A 14,509-nucleotide genomic window follows, 5' to 3' on the forward strand; every position below is an offset into this window, starting at 1 on the left:
CCCATATGTGTTTGAGTTCGAATCTGGGAACGCGTTCTTTGCTATCACGGGAATGTCCCTAAAGTCTGGTCGTGGGACTGATGGGGAGACCGCGGCAGCAAGGCGCGTGGGAGAGTTGCGTTCATGCAAACGACCGGATCGTCACCGCACGACGTACTGAAGATATTGCGCAAAACTACGAATCGCGTGATGCCGGAAAGGGGCTGGACAGGGGATGACAACGCAGCCGGTTTCGCCATCCCGTCCGGGGCTATTTGCCATCATCGTGTTGCGGCCATTCGAAGCTGTCGCCATGCAAATGCGTACGTCGTTTGTAACGATGCGTGTCGGCGTTCGGGAGCACAGGGTAGAAGGACCACACGCGGGTCGGCGATGACGGCACGTAGGTAATATGGGCAAGAGCACCGCGTTGCGCTGTCAACCCGTTTGCCAGAATGGTCGAGCTCGCATCTAGGTGGTTTGCCATAGCAACGTCGAAGCCGTCTTCCGGACACGCGTGCACGGCACCGCTTGCAATCGAAGTAGCCAGGATTGTCACCCAGGCCATTAGACAGTGTTTCATCCCATTTGCTCCGTTCCGGGGCCGTCCCTCACCGCGTTTGCGACTCTGTGAAACACGACCTGTGCGGTGTCGGAGTGCAAAGCCTGACCCGAAACCTGTGTTCCATCGCCGCTGCGGAGCCGTCCCCCGTGTATGCGATGCAGGAAATCGTTCATCGGAAAGTTCTTTGCGATCTACACGATCTCCATTTATATTAGGTCATCAAATGACATACTTCCAATACTCAACGTAACACTACGGAAAGCAGGCTATGGGCACCAGAACTCGCTCAAAGGATGCCGGGTTAACCAAGCAGGAACTTGAGGAACTGTCTGAGTTTCGCTATCGGTTGCGGCGCTTCCTGCATTTTTCCGAGACGATCGTCCATGCGGAGGGAATCACGCCTCTGCAGTACATGTTGCTGCTACATGTGAAGGGCTTTCCTGACCGGGACTGGGCCACTGTCGGCGAACTGGCCGAACGTCTGCAGGCGTCGCCGCACGGAACCGTTGCGCTCGTGTCCCGTTGCGAGGCTGCGGGGCTCGTCAAACGAAAGCCCAGTGCACAGGACCGCCGCCAGGTGGAAGTGCACCTGCTTGCCAAGGGCGAGCGTTCTCTCGCTAAGCTCGCGCTCTTGCACAAGTCTGAGATCCAGTCATTTGGCTGGGCATTCCGGAATCGCGCGGACCCTGCATGAGCATTCAGGCGTGCCCCGGCGCGGGATGAGGCAACGAAGGAACCTCCCGCGCCGGGGCGCCGACAGGGCAGCGATCCTCTGGTGCGCCCACTGGCCACCTTGCGCATTGCATCAGAACAGTGTCCAAACAACGCCGAAGATTCCGAGAGCGACCGCCAGCACCGCGATCGTGACGGGCAACCTCAGCACTAGAATCAGCAGTCTCCTCGGCGTGGCCGATTCTGCGGGTAACGGCTCAACCGCACTGGACGGCTGTTCTGATGTGCCTGGGCACCGGTCGGCGCGACTACCGGACTGATCCGATCGCAACTGGTTCTCTGTGGATCGCGGGTTCAGTCATGGTCGCGCCAATGGTAGTGGCTGTGAGCGCGCTTTCACCCTCAAATGGCTGAGGATGGCTCGCACGGGTCTCTACCCGCAATGACTGCCGCGTGACAAAAATGGTCACGTGGACTACATGGGCCACATGAAAATCTCGTGAGTATGCGTCTCGTCGGTAACGTTCACTTGCCGATGTTCGGTCTTTCCGTTGTAGGTGGCACTCACGTTGTACCGTCCATGCGGCAACGACACGAGCATGAAAGGCCCATCTGACTGCGCGCTCAGCAGGTCCTTGCCATGCGAATCGGAGATTTGCACCGGCACGTCCGCCAGATAGTCATTTCCCGCGTTCGTGCGAGCAACGAATTCGAGTGCGAGCGGGTACTTGTTCATCACGCTCTTGATCGCCGAAGACTGGTCGTTTCCGATGCCACCGGACAGGTAGGTAATGGCACCCTGCTCGTGCGCGGGTGGAAGACCTAGTGGGGCGGCCAGTACAAGCTGGCTGCCACAGACGGCCAGAGCGGCCACTGATGTGCGTAGCAAGATCGAGCCTGACTTCATTTCAACCCCCATCGAATACATTGAGACTGATGAGGCGTCCGGCACGGACGCGCTCACCCCAAATCGAGCGGTACAAACATCTGCTGACCGTCGCGCAGCACCAGCAACGCAATCATATTTCGGGCGCCGCTTATTCTCTGGCGGAACTGGGCCGGGTCCGACACCGGTTCATGGTTGACTTGCAGAACAATATCGCCAGGGAGGATGCCAGCCACAGCAGCCGGTCCCGCACTCTGTTCGACGCGGACCCCGCTGGATACCTCGGCACGGTGTTTTTCATCGGGTGTCAGGCGCCGCACCGTTAGGCCCAACCTGCCCGGCGTCGCGGCACCAGAACCGATCGAAGCCAGCATGGTGTCGCGCATCGCGCCGAGCACCACAACGGTTTCATGAAGGCCGTGATCACGCCAGTATTGAAGGTGCGCAGACGTGCCCGGACGAAGATCCGCCACGGCGACTGGTAATTGGGATGAGTCGTTGATGTCGGTGCCGTTAAGTTGCAGGATGATGTCGCCACTTCGCAGGCCGGATCGAGCCGCGGGACCATTACGGTCCAGCGAGCTGATGAGTGCTCCCACTGGTTTTTTCAGACCAAAAGACTGCGCGAGCGGCCAGGTGACGTCCTGAATCGTCACACCAAGATGCCCGTGTTCTGCTCGCCCGTGAAGTAGCAATTGCTGCTCGATCCGCATCGCGGCATCGATCGGAATGGCAAACGAGATTCCCTCGAACGCGCCTTCAGGCGGTCGCGCGATCAGGGTAATGCCAATGGTCTCGCCGTTCAGATTGAAGAGGGGAGCGCCTTCGTCACCGGTGGTGGCTGTCATATCCGTCTGGATCAGCGGAATGTAGGTCTCTTGCGGAAGAAGACGCGCGGTGTTGCTGACGATGCCGGCGGTGGCCGAATTTTTGAACCCGTATGGCGCGCCAATTGCGACGACCCATTGTCCGGACTTCATGTCGGACGGTTTGCCGATCGTTACTGTGGGCAGGCCATTCGCATCAATTTTCAGCAGTGCGATGCCACTCGGCCGATCGACGCCGACAACTGACGCCTTGAATTCACAGCGGTCAGTCAGCTTGACCTCGACCTCGGTGGCGTCGGCGACGAGACGGGCATCAGTCAGGATATAGCCGTCCGGCCGGATGATGAAACCCGAGCCGACATTGCGCGGCGGAGTGCTCGTGTCAGGGAGCGGATGGCGCGAGAATTGCCTGAAGAACTGCGGGAAAGGATCGTGCTCACTCGCTGCCGGCGGCCACAGGGACTGCGCATTGGCGATCTGTTCCTTCGGGATCGAACTGATATTGACCACAGCAGGCCCGTTCTGCTGAACGAGCGCTGAGAACTTGTTGACGAAGCCGGGGGCGGTGAGCGGCTGCGCCTTCGCGGCGACCGATGCGAGCGCGAAGTCAGGTGCCGGCGACGGCCTGGACAGTCCGGCAGAACAGCCGGCCGATGAGACCGTCATCGCGCACGCTGTCACCAGTATCGGTATCCACTGTGCGTATGGCATGAGATCTCCCGTGAATGCAGAGCTTGCCGACGTGACGCGCAAACGGTACGTCCGGGCGCCAGACCGGTACTTCACGATGTGACATATCCAACGTAGTCTGCAAGACTTAAAGGAGTCTTAAGTGAGCGATTGGATGGACAGGAGCAGGTGACGCCGTTTGATCGCACGCGGGCAGCGCGCATGTGTGCCGGAGTACCGGACATCTTTCGCCGACAGGAGCAATTACGCACGACAGTCAATGGCGATGATCACGGTGTACTTTATCTACGCGTTGTCCCTAATCTGCCGGCGGGATTTTTCGGTCTGTGACTCCGTCAAAGCTGCCATGGAGGGACGCCTGCGCGCGCATCCGCAGAGAGGGTAAGGGCGATGCTACGTGAGGTAGCCCGGAGAGTCAGAAGGGCGCTTTGGCGCGGGAACGCACGGGAGTTCATCATGAGCACAACCTCACTCACCCTATCGGGGAAATTGCGCCGCGATGCGGGCATCGTGGGCCTCCTGTTTGCCAGTACTACCAGCATGGTTGGGTCGGGTTGGCTATTCGGTTCGTATCATGCGGCGCAAATCGCCGGCCCTTTGAGCATTGGCAGTTGGGTGCTAGGCGCAATCATCATCATGCTGATCGCGCTTTGCTTTGCCGAACTGGCCGCGCTGTTTCCGCGCAGTGGCGCGCTGGTGCACATGAGCCACGCAAGTCATGGCGAGGGTCTAGGTCGCATCTGGTGCTGGCTGCTCTTTCTGGCGTATGTGCCGGTGCCGGCGGTCGAAACGGAAGCCATCGTCACCTACGCCAACAATTACCTGCCGTACTTCATCCGACCCGGCAACGAAGGGTTGCTGACCACGACGGGCTTCATCACCTGTGCGGCACTGTTAGGTGTTACGGCGCTGTTGAACCTGATGGTCGTCAGATGGCTGCTGAACGTCAATTCGACCATCACATGGTGGAAAATTCTCGTGCCCGTGCTGACGATCATCGGGCTGATGGCAGCCAGCTCACACTGGGGGGTGATGAGCGCGGCGCCCGGCAGCTACAAGTTTTCGGGCATGTTCACGGCGCTTCCGGCTGCGGGAATCGTGTTCAGCTATCTTGGCTTTCGCACGGCGATCGATCTTGGCGGCGAAACAGCCAATCCACACCGGAATATTCCGCTCGCGGTGATCGGCGCGGTAGTGCTGGCGGCTGCGCTCTACATCATGCTCCAGGTGGCCTTTATCTGGGCGCTCGCTCCGACCGACCTCGCGCATGGTTGGGCCAACCTGAGTTTCAAGGGTGAGATGGGACCGTTCGCCGGCCTCGCGGCAACGCTCGGGCTTGGCTGGATGGCGACATTGTTGTACATCGATGCGTATCTGTCGCCAGGTGGCACGGGCCTGATGTACGTGACCGGTGGCTCGCGCGTCCTTTTCGCCGCAGGCGAGATGAAAGCAGGACCACGCGTGCTGACGAAGCTCAATGGCAACAAGGTGCCATGGGTTGCGGTGCTCGTGATGTGGGTGATCGGTGCGATCTTCCTGCTGCCCTTTCCTGCCTGGCAACAAATGGTCAGCTACATCACGTCGGTGACGGTACTCACCTATGGGCTCGGCCCGATCGCGCTGCTTGTGCTGCGCCGCAATCTTCCTGACCTGAAGCGGCCGTTTCGCATGGCCGGCGCGTCGATTATTGCGCCACTGGCGTTCATCTGCAGCAATCTCGTGATCTACTGGACCGGGTTCAAGACCAACTCGTTTCTTTTTTCGCTGGTCGCGATCGGTTTCGTGGCCTACGCTGTCTACTACCATCTCATTGCCCGCAAGCCGGCCGGTCAGTTCGGCTGGCGGCAGATCGCGTGGCTGCTGCCGTGGTTTGGCGGCATCTGGGTACTGTCGTGGCTCGGTAACATTGGCGGCGGACGCGACGTGATCGGCTTTGGCTGGGACATCCTCCTTGTGTCGGTCTGGAGCGTGGTCGTCATGCTGCTCGCGATGCGGTGCGCGCTAGGACATGCGGAAACTGCCCTGATGATGCAGCGCATGGACGGTACAAGTTGAGGAAGCAGACATTTGAAATGTGAGGTGCACCCGGCGCATGTTGCTGATCGACGCGCGATGCGATCCGCGTGACCCCTCGAAGCTGGCTGAGCCGGAAAAACTGGTCGAGGAGTAGAGATGGTGAAGTGGCCGACCAGCAGCACCTCAGAGGAAAGCAAACAATGACGGGTGATTCGCACCGGCCTGATACGGCAGCAGACCAGACGCGCCATGTAAAGGTTGCGCCTCTGCAGCCGCGCGCGGTCGCACACCCGGAAGACGATTCCGTGGTCCCGATTGCGCTGTACTGGCTGTGCTTTCTCGCATTCGTCGTGGGAATCGTCACGGGATTGGGGGCCGTTGTGTTCCGGGGTTTGATCGGATTTGTGCACAACGCGTTTTTTCTCGGTCATTTTTCGTTTGTGTACGACGCCAGCCACTTTACGCCGGCGGCGCCGTGGGGCGTGTGGGTGATTCTCGTGCCCGTCGTTGGAGGTCTCGCGGTTACCTGGATCGTGAGTACCTTCGCGCCGGAAGCGAGGGGACACGGTGTACCGGAGGTCATGGATGCGATCTATTACAAACGCGGCGTGATCCGACCGGTGGTGGCGGTTGTGAAGTCGATTGCGTCGGCGCTGGCGATCGGTTCCGGCGCCGCAGTGGGGCGCGAGGGGCCGATTATCCAGATCGGCTCGGCCCTCGGATCGACGCTTGGTCAGGTCGTACGGATGACTGCCGGACAACGCATCACACTAGTGGCCGCAGGGGCTGGTGCAGGCATTGCCGCGACCTTCAACACGCCGATCGGTGGTGTGCTCTTCGCTACAGAACTGATGATGCCGGAGATCAGTGTCAACACGTTCTTACCCGTAGCGATCGCAACCGGCACCGCGACCTTTATCGGCCGGCTCTTCTTTGGCGCGGCGCCCGCCTTCTTTGTCCCCGCGCAGTTGGGTGCGATTCCAAACCAGCCGGGCAGTGCGTTTACGCTGATTCTGTATGCGCTGCTCGGCGTCGTGGCGGGTGCGGCAGCCGCCCTGCTGATCCAGGCGCTGCATTGGGCCGAAGATGCGTTCGACCGGATACCGGGGCGTTACCTGCGCCACGCAGTCGGGATGCTGATTGTCGGGTTGACCATGTATCTGCTGTTTCGCTATGCGGGGCATTATTACGTCGAAGGTGTCGGCTATTCGACTATTCAGGCCACGCTCTATGGTCAATTGCAGGGTGGCGCATTTCTGCTGATGCTGGCGCTTTGCAAGACATTGGCAACGTCCGTCAGTCTCGGGTCGGGCTCATCGGGCGGCGTCTTCTCGCCGTCGCTCTTCATTGGTGCGACGCTTGGCGCGGCATTTTCGTCATTGGTTGCCATGACGTTGCCTGGCGCTCCGGTCAGCGCGCCGGCGTTCGCTATGGTTGGGATGGGCGCGATGGTAGGGGGCGGCACGGGCGCCGCGATGACTGCTGTCGCGATGATCTTTGAGATGACGCGGGACTATGACATCGTGTTGCCGATGATCATCGCGGTGGCATTCAGTCTTGGTGCGCGCCGGTTATTGTCGCCCGAAAGCATCTATACGCTCAAGCTCGTGCGGCGCGGTCATCAGATTCCCAATGCGCTTCACGCGAACATGTTTCTCGTGCAGAGCGCGGCTCAGGTGATGGAGACAGACGTTTTCGTGCTCGATGCGCAGGTACCTTTTCGCGACCTGCTTCCTCACTCGGAAGAACCTGCTTTCCGGCACGTTGTGGTCACGAAGCAGCATGAGATCTACGGCGTACTGCGCATCAACACTGGCTTGCGCCGCGCGGTCAGCCAGAGCGACTCGGAAATTACGCTTGGGGCACTGGCGCAGCGTAATTTTATTGTCGTGCAGGAGAACGATGTGGCGTTTGGTGTAATCACCCGGCTGCGCAAGCAGCGTGCGGTGATGGCGGTTGTCGTGGGGCGACATGAAGGACGAGGTCCCGCGCGCGTGCTCGGCGTGATTGCGAAAGAGCACATTGCGGATGCTGTCGCGAGTAGCATCACGATATTTCCGGGGTAGGCCGTCAGGCGCACGCCCCGGTAGTGGAGCGTCAAGTGAGACTGGGACATCGGCTGGATGCTGCCTGCAAACGCATCGGCAAAGTGCTTCACCTCGATGCCCTGACAGGCTCGTCCACCACGACGGAGGCCGACCCTGAATGGGTGATCATTTACCGGACTGCGCAGGGGTTCTGCTGCGTCTATCGCGGGGTGGCTATAGATTTTAGCGAGATGCTCGACGTCCAGATCTGGGCCGAAGAGATGGATGTGCAGACTTATTTCATCGGTCTCTGAAACGATCCCGCACAGGAGTATGCAGGGCGTTGTCACGTTCGCAGTGCCGGTCGACCAAGATGTCGTGATGAAGAAGACGAAATGCGCGCTTCACTTTATCGCAAGCAGTTCGCCGCGCGGTTGGTCGCATGGCGCGAATTCACCGGAACTGCCCAGAATCCGTCTGCAGTCTTCTGAGTGATTGACTCACATGCCTATGATTCGCCGGGTGGTCGCTAATGTGACAACGCCGTATCGTCCACTTGTCGGCATGTGCTCGACGATGTTGCGCGAGAGGTCATCGGTTTTTTTCTGGGGCTTCTCGTCGGTGTAAAGGCCGTCGCAGCAATTTGTTTCCACGGGGGAAAGTATGAAACCGTCAGGTGCCTTCTTGTGATCGCCGGATGCGGCTGAAACAATCGATTCGTCTGCGCGCCCATTGGGCACGTCGAATTTTCTCGGATCGCATTCGACACGGATGCGGCGCTTCAACCAGAGAGCATCGCATGCCTATTGAAACAATCGAAGTAGAGGGTTTATCGACACCTGTATCACGCATTGGCTTAGGCACGTGGGCGATCGGCGGATGAATTGCATGGGCGGCGCCCACCCAGCTTCAGGAAAGCGATCCTGCTGCGCAGGCACTCGGCTACCGTACCGACGCATCGCGCGTCGATTACGCGAAATATTCCCGCTTCAGTGGCAACCAACGCTGCTCGAATTGCCAGTTCTACCAGGGCAAGCCGACCGACGCGAGCGCCCGCTATGCCTATTCGGCGCGAAGCAGGTGCGCGGCGCGGGATGCATCGCGACCAACGTGTCACACGCGAACGTCGACACGTTTCTGTGGGCAGGGAAGGCGTACTTTGCTCCCTGCTGACGTCGCTCGGGCGTCGGTTTTTTCATTTTTGTTGACATTGCACGTTCGCGCCGGACAATAATCTCAGCCCCAAAGACTCGCCCATCCCAGGTCCGACGCGTGAACGATATAACCACCTTTCCACCTTCGCGTGCCGATCACGTCTATGTCAGCGTGCGCGACGATATCTTCGAGATGCGCCTGCTGCCAGGCGACCGCGTGACCGAAGGCAGCATCGCCGAGCGCTTCGACGTCTCGCGTACTCCCGCGCGCGAGGCCTTGCAGCGCTTGCAAAGCGACGGCCTGATGCGTGGTTATGTCCGGGGCGGCTGGGAAGTGGTGCCGATCGACTTCAAGCGTTTCGAGGACCTGTATGAGATGCGCAAGCTGATTGAAACCTTTGCGGTCTCGAAACTTTTTAGTGCTGAAGGAGCCGCATGCGCGGGTATTGCGCAGATGCTCGATCGACTTGAATTGGTCTGGAAAGTCCCGTGCGATCATCGCAAGCGTGACGGTCGCGAAATGGTCGCGCTCGATGAGGCATTTCATCACGCGCTGGTGCATGCCGCCGATAACGCCGAGCTGACCAACGCGATGCAGCGGGTAACCGACCGCATCCGGGTCGTGCGGCGGCTCGATCTCGTATATGGCGATTGCATCGATGACACCTACGACGAGCATGTCGCGATCCTGGATGCGATTCGCAATCGCGAAACGGATCGTAGCGTTGCGTTGATCGCGCGTCATATCGAGGGCAGCCGCGCGGAGGTGCGTACCTTGACAGAGGAGCGCCTGCAACGCGCTCGCACCGCAATTGGGCCCGATAGCGTCCCGTATGCACCACCCAGGTTGCGGCGCACCAGTTAGCCCCATCGCTGCGCCAGGCCGATCGCGCGAACCCCTTATGTAGCCGACATTCAGCATCGCCTCGCGGCATGGCATGGTTTTCGCTCATGTGATGGGTATGTATACAAGCAAAATGCCCGTCAAATATGTCATCTAGTTTTCCGAATCCCACGCGCGGCGTGCGCGGCATGGCCGCCGCGCCGCACGCGCTCGCAGCGCAGAGCGCGTTGGCCATCCTGCGGGACGGCGGCAACGCCGTCGAAGCCATGATTGCCGCAGCCGCGACGATTGCAGTTGTCTATCCGCACATGAACAGCATTGGGGGCGACGGCTTCTGGCTGATCTCGCGCCCCGGTGCGCAGCCGGTGGGCATCGAGGCCTGCGGCGCGGCCGCGCTTGCTGCGACGATCGACGCATACCGCTCGCGAGGACATGCGACGATTCCTACGCGCGGCCCGCTGGCCGCGAACACCGTCGCGGGGACTGTGTCCGGCTGGCAACTCGCGCACCGCTGGTCGAGGGACGTGCTCGGCGGCAAGCTGCCCGTCAAGCGTCTTCTCGAAGACGCCATTCACTACGCGAAGTCCGGCGTACCTGTCACGCGCAGCCAGGCGCAGTGTGTCGACAGCCGGCGCGCCGAACTGAGCCCGATCGCCGGTTTCGCTGACACCTTTCTGCTCGACGGCCGCGCGCCGGCAGCGGGCGAGCGCTTCGTCGCACCGCGTCTCGCCGCAACCTTGGAGCGCCTCGCCGAAGCAGGTCTGGACGACTTCTATCGCGGCGATCTCGCGCGCAGCATCGCAGGCGATCTTCAGTCCGCCGGCTCGCTACTTGCGCTTGCCGATCTCGAACGGCACGAGGCGCGCTGGCGCAAGCCGCTCGCACTGCAGCACTCGCTCGGCACGATCTACAACATGCCGCCGCCGACACAGGGTCTCGTGTCGCTGCTGATTCTCGGCATTCTCGACCGCGTGCTGACGAAAGACATGGATCCGCTCGGGCCCGAGTTCGTCCACGCGTGCGTCGAGGCAACCAAGCTGGCTTTCGCGATTCGCGACGCGCACCTCACCGATCCCGATCACATGACGGTCGATCCCGCCACGCTGCTCGAACCCGCCGCACTCGACGCGATGGCCGCGCGCGTGTCGCCGACGCGAGCCGCGCCCTGGCCGGCCGGTCGCGGACCGGGCGACACCGTATGGCTAGGCGTGACGGATAGCGAGGGCGTGGCGGTCAGCTTCATCCAGAGCATTTATCACGAGTTCGGCAGCGGCATTGTCCTGCCGGGCTCCGGCATCAACTGGCAGAACCGCGGCTGCAGTTTCTCGCTTGAGGAGCACGCGCTCAATCCGCTGATGCCGCGGCGCAGGCCATTTCATACACTCAATCCGGCGCTGGCGCGCTTTGCCGATGGCCGCACGATGGTGTACGGCAACATGGGCGGAGACGGACAACCCCAATCGCAAAGCGCCGTGTTTTCCCGCATCGCGAATTTCGGCTGGAACCCACAGGCGGCGATCGATGCGCCCCGCTGGCTGCTCGGCCGCACATGGGGCCAATCGACCGACACGCTCAAGCTCGAACCACGCTTCGCCGCGCACACGGCGGCGGCGCTCAGCGCGTTGGGGCACGAGGTCGAGATGATGGCGCCTTACGATGAAGCGATGGGACATGCCGGCGCAATCGTTCGGCATCCTGATGGACTGATCGAAGCGGGCTACGATCCGCGCAGTGACGGGGCCGCTGCGGGCTGGTAGACACCGCGCGCTTTTTCTCAAACGACTTGCAGTTCCGGGCGCTCAGGCCCGGAGGACGGCGCACGTCTCGCCCATGCCGGCTGGCATGCGCTCAGGAAACGGAGAACACCATGAACACACGCTTGCAACCGATGGCGCCGGGTATCGAGAATGCCTCGACGTCCGCCACGCATAACCGCTGGATTCAACTTGGGCTGGGTCTCGTCTGCATGATGGCGATCTCGAGTCCGCAATACGTCTGGACGTTGATGACCAAACCGCTCGCCGCGAAACTGGGCATTGCGTTGCCTGAACTGCAGGTGACGTTCTCGTTGCTGATCATTCTGCAGACGTTCTTTTCGCCGTTTCAAGGCAAGCTGATCGACCGCTTCGGTCCGCGCACGCTGATTTCGTTCGGCACGGTGATGTCCGGCCTGAGCTGGGTGTTCGCCTCGCAGGTCCAGAGTGCGCCGATGCTCTATCTGACCTATGGCGCGATCGGCGGCCTTGGCACGGGCATCGTGTATGTCGGTGTTGTCGGGCTGATGGTGCGCTGGTTCCCCGCGCAGCGAGGCTTTGCGGCGGGCGCTGTCGCCGCCGGCTATGGCATGGGCGCGATCGTCACGACGTTTCCGATCGCGGCGTCGTTGCAGGCGCGCGGTGTCGAGGCCACGCTGTGGATGTTCGGCATCGCGTTCGCAGTGGTGGGGCTGCTGGCATCGCAGGGCCTGCGTGTGCCGCCCGCGCATGGTGCCGCCGGCGGCAATGTGAATGACGCCGGGTCGGCGGTGGCGAATCTGCGGCCGTCACAGGCGCTGCGGACGCCGATCTTCTGGCTGATGTTCGCCATGATGACGATGATGTCGACCTCCGGCCTGATGGTCACGTCGCAAATGGCTACCTTCGCCGCCGATTTCGGCGTGACCAAGGTGCTTGTGTTCGGCATGGCGGCGCTTCCGCTTGCGTTGACGATCGATCGCTTCACGAACGGGCTCACGCGGCCGCTGTTCGGCTGGGTGTCCGACAGACTCGGCCGCGAAAACACGATGTTCTTCGCGTTCGCCCTGGAAGGCATCGCGATGGCGCTGTGGCTGTTCACGCGCGATAACGCGGTGCTGTTCGTGTTGCTCTCGGGCGTGGTGTTCTTCGGCTGGGGCGAAATCTTCTCGCTGTTCCCGGCGACGCTGACCGACACGTTCGGCACGCGGCATGCCACGGAAAACTATGGCTGGCTCTACATTTCGCAGGGCATCGGCTCGATTTTGGGCGGCCCGCTCGCGGCGCTGATGCATCAGCACGCGGGTAGCTGGTTGCCGGTGTTCGGCGCGGCGATCACGCTCGACATTGTCACCGCGGTGCTCGCGATTGCGGTGCTCAAGCCGATGCGCCGCCGTTTTCTTGCGGCTGCGCAACGCTTTTGAGGGCTCCATTCGCTGGCCCCTTGCTTGACTGATTGCCATTGAGGAACACCTATGTCCGTTCAGCTGGCTTTACGCAATATCCGCAAATCGTTTTCGAACAAGATGCGCTCGGTCGATGTGCTAGGTGGACTCACCTTCGATATTCACGAGCGAGATTTCGTCAGCATCATCGGGCCTTCGGGCTGCGGCAAGACAACTGTCTTCAATATCATCGCGGGGCTGCTCGAGTCCGATAGCGGTGAGATCGTGTATCGCGGGCGGCCCATTGAAAGCCTGCGCGGCAGGGTTGGCTACATGATGCAGCGGGACCTGCTGCTGCCGTGGCGCACCGTCCTGGAGAATGTGCTGATCGGGCCGGAACTGAAGAAGATGCCGGCGGCGCAAGCACGCGAGATGGCGATGGAGTACCTCAACACATACGGTCTCGCGGGTTTCGAAAATGCGTACCCGCGCATGCTGTCGGGCGGCATGCGTCAGCGCGTGGCGTTGATTCGCACGCTCATCAACGACCCCGACATCATCCTGCTCGACGAGCCGTTCTCGGCACTCGACTATCAGACGCGGCTCTATCTGGAAGGTGTGCTGATGGAAGCCGTGGAAACGTTCAACAAGACGGTGGTGCTCGTGACGCACGACATCGATGAAGCCGTAGCGTTGTCGAAACGCGTGGTCGTGCTCGGCGGCCGGCCTTCGCAAGTGAAGAAGATCTACGACATCGACATCGCCGCCCGAACACCGATCGGCGCGCGCAGCGATCCGAACTTCGCGGGTTACTTCCACGCGTTGTGCGGCGAACTCGATATCCAGACCGAGGTGAGGGCAGCATGACGCAATCCGTTTCGATCGATAAACCGGTGGCGCAACAGCGTGCAGCGAAAGCACGATCACGGCTCGCGCTGGATAGCGGCTGGGGTCGGGCGCTTTTGCAACTGCTGGCCGTCATTGCGTTCTTTGCGGTATGGGAGGGTGCGGCGCGCGCAGGCTGGGTGTCGAATTTTCTGGTCGGCTCGCCGTCGAAAATCTTCGCAGCGCTGGTGCGCGACATGCAGTCCGGTCAACTCTTCATCGATACCGGCTACACGCTTTTCGAAGCAATTCTCGGCTTCGTGTGCGGCACGGCGGTCGGCTCGGTATGCGGACTCGCGCTCTGGTACTCGCCGTTCGTCGCGCGGCTGATCGAACCGTTCATCGTCGCGATCAACAGCGTGCCGAAGATCGCGTTCGCACCGATCGTGATCCTGTGGTTCGGCACCGGCCTCGTATCGAAGGTCGCGCTCGCGATTTCGCTGACGGCCATCGTCGCGCTGATCGCGGCCTATGAAGCGGCGAAAGACGCCGATCCGGATCTGCAGGCGCTGCTCGTCACGCTCGGCGCCCAGAAGAACGACGTGTTCATGAAGGTGGTGGTGCCGTTCACGCTTCCGTATGTGATCTCGACGTTCCGCATCAACGTCGGATTCGGTCTCGTCGGCGCGGTCGTGGGCGAGTTTATCTCGTCGGAGAAGGGGCTCGGACACATGATTTTCACCGCGTCGAGCCTGTACGACCTCAACACGGTGTGGGCGGGACTCTTCGTGCTGATGGCGATCGGCTTCGTTCTCTACTTCCTGATCGACACGATCGAACGCAAGCTGCTGCCGTGGCGGCAGGCGTCGAATGCCAGCTCGCTGAAGGTCTGAAGGTCTGAACGTA

The 14,509-nt window shown here is 61.0% G+C and carries 14 protein-coding genes and 1 pseudogene; 11 read left to right on the forward strand and 4 right to left on the reverse strand.

Annotation, left to right across the window (positions count from 1 at the left end; translation table 11 throughout):
- Nucleotides 1-250 precede the first annotated feature (250 nt).
- Nucleotides 251-562 (reverse strand): hypothetical protein, encoded by a 312-nt coding sequence (locus HV770_RS38220; RefSeq protein WP_217468622.1) that lies wholly within the window; start codon nucleotides 560-562, stop codon nucleotides 251-253.
- Between the two features lie 250 nt (nucleotides 563-812).
- On the opposite strand from HV770_RS38220, the gene HV770_RS19765 reads away from it, so the two are divergent.
- Nucleotides 813-1,238 carry a MarR family winged helix-turn-helix transcriptional regulator gene (locus tag HV770_RS19765; RefSeq protein WP_175162227.1) on the forward strand — a complete coding sequence of 142 codons (426 nt, stop codon included), beginning with the start codon at nucleotides 813-815 and terminating at the stop codon, nucleotides 1,236-1,238.
- A 453-nt stretch (nucleotides 1,239-1,691) separates the two neighbouring features.
- Here the strand turns inward: HV770_RS19765 and HV770_RS19770 are convergent, their stop codons facing one another.
- Together HV770_RS19770 and HV770_RS19775 are read right to left on the reverse strand one after the other, a co-directional pair.
- Nucleotides 1,692-2,105 carry a carboxypeptidase regulatory-like domain-containing protein gene (locus tag HV770_RS19770; protein ID WP_246291024.1) on the reverse strand — a complete coding sequence of 138 codons (414 nt, stop codon included), beginning with the start codon at nucleotides 2,103-2,105 and terminating at the stop codon, nucleotides 1,692-1,694.
- 71 nt (nucleotides 2,106-2,176) lie between these two features.
- Complete coding sequence (locus HV770_RS19775; protein WP_175162229.1) at nucleotides 2,177-3,640, reverse strand: trypsin-like peptidase domain-containing protein; 1,464 nt, start codon at nucleotides 3,638-3,640, stop codon at nucleotides 2,177-2,179.
- A 435-nt stretch (nucleotides 3,641-4,075) separates the two neighbouring features.
- Here HV770_RS19775 and HV770_RS19780 point away from each other — a divergent pair, with 435 nt between their 5' ends.
- The 4 genes and pseudogenes from HV770_RS19780 to HV770_RS39785 all read left to right on the forward strand — a co-directional run.
- Nucleotides 4,076-5,674 carry an APC family permease gene (locus HV770_RS19780; RefSeq protein WP_175162231.1) on the forward strand — a complete coding sequence of 533 codons (1,599 nt, stop codon included), beginning with the start codon at nucleotides 4,076-4,078 and terminating at the stop codon, nucleotides 5,672-5,674.
- Nucleotides 5,675-5,799: 125 nt separating this feature from the next.
- Nucleotides 5,800-7,701 (forward strand): chloride channel protein, encoded by a 1,902-nt coding sequence (locus tag HV770_RS19785; RefSeq protein ID WP_246291025.1) that lies wholly within the window; start codon nucleotides 5,800-5,802, stop codon nucleotides 7,699-7,701.
- 35 nt (nucleotides 7,702-7,736) lie between these two features.
- Nucleotides 7,737-7,976: a hypothetical protein gene (locus HV770_RS19790; protein WP_175162232.1), complete on the forward strand. Its 240-nt coding sequence runs from the start codon at nucleotides 7,737-7,739 to the stop codon at nucleotides 7,974-7,976.
- 81 nt (nucleotides 7,977-8,057) lie between these two features.
- Nucleotides 8,058-8,153 (forward strand): annotated as a pseudogene (locus HV770_RS39785) (IS6 family transposase); the annotation flags it as partial.
- A 9-nt stretch (nucleotides 8,154-8,162) separates the two neighbouring features.
- Here HV770_RS39785 and HV770_RS19795 read toward each other — a convergent pair.
- On the reverse strand, nucleotides 8,163-8,447 hold the full coding sequence (locus HV770_RS19795; RefSeq protein WP_175162234.1) for a hypothetical protein: 285 nt from the start codon (nucleotides 8,445-8,447) through the stop codon (nucleotides 8,163-8,165).
- A 98-nt stretch (nucleotides 8,448-8,545) separates the two neighbouring features.
- Between HV770_RS19795 and HV770_RS19800 the strand changes: the two genes are divergently transcribed.
- The 6 genes from HV770_RS19800 to HV770_RS19825 all read left to right on the forward strand — a co-directional run bounded on the left by HV770_RS19800 (nucleotide 8,546) and on the right by HV770_RS19825 (nucleotide 14,496).
- Nucleotides 8,546-8,896: a high-potential iron-sulfur protein gene (locus HV770_RS19800; protein ID WP_246291045.1), complete on the forward strand. Its 351-nt coding sequence runs from the start codon at nucleotides 8,546-8,548 to the stop codon at nucleotides 8,894-8,896.
- Between the two features lie 38 nt (nucleotides 8,897-8,934).
- Nucleotides 8,935-9,681, forward strand: a complete 747-nt coding sequence (locus HV770_RS19805) for a GntR family transcriptional regulator (RefSeq protein ID WP_246291026.1) — start codon at nucleotides 8,935-8,937, stop codon at nucleotides 9,679-9,681.
- A 125-nt stretch (nucleotides 9,682-9,806) separates the two neighbouring features.
- Nucleotides 9,807-11,417 (forward strand): gamma-glutamyltransferase family protein, encoded by a 1,611-nt coding sequence (locus HV770_RS19810; protein WP_175162236.1) that lies wholly within the window; start codon nucleotides 9,807-9,809, stop codon nucleotides 11,415-11,417.
- Between the two features lie 110 nt (nucleotides 11,418-11,527).
- Entirely contained in the window at nucleotides 11,528-12,817 is a 1,290-nt protein-coding gene (gene oxlT / locus HV770_RS19815; protein ID WP_175162238.1) for an oxalate/formate MFS antiporter, read from the forward strand.
- 51 nt (nucleotides 12,818-12,868) lie between these two features.
- Nucleotides 12,869-13,645: an ABC transporter ATP-binding protein gene (locus HV770_RS19820; RefSeq protein WP_175162240.1), complete on the forward strand. Its 777-nt coding sequence runs from the start codon at nucleotides 12,869-12,871 to the stop codon at nucleotides 13,643-13,645.
- The gene (locus HV770_RS19825) at nucleotides 13,642-14,496 is read left to right on the forward strand and encodes an ABC transporter permease (protein ID WP_175162242.1); all 855 of its coding nucleotides are present in this window, start codon (nucleotides 13,642-13,644) and stop codon (nucleotides 14,494-14,496) included. The genes HV770_RS19820 and HV770_RS19825 overlap by 4 nt, the downstream gene beginning before the upstream one ends.
- The last annotated feature ends 13 nt before the right edge of the window (nucleotides 14,497-14,509 follow it).

Origin of the sequence: Paraburkholderia fynbosensis (genome assembly GCF_902859935.1) — a bacterium.
Lineage (GTDB): Bacteria > Pseudomonadota > Gammaproteobacteria > Burkholderiales > Burkholderiaceae > Paraburkholderia > Paraburkholderia fynbosensis.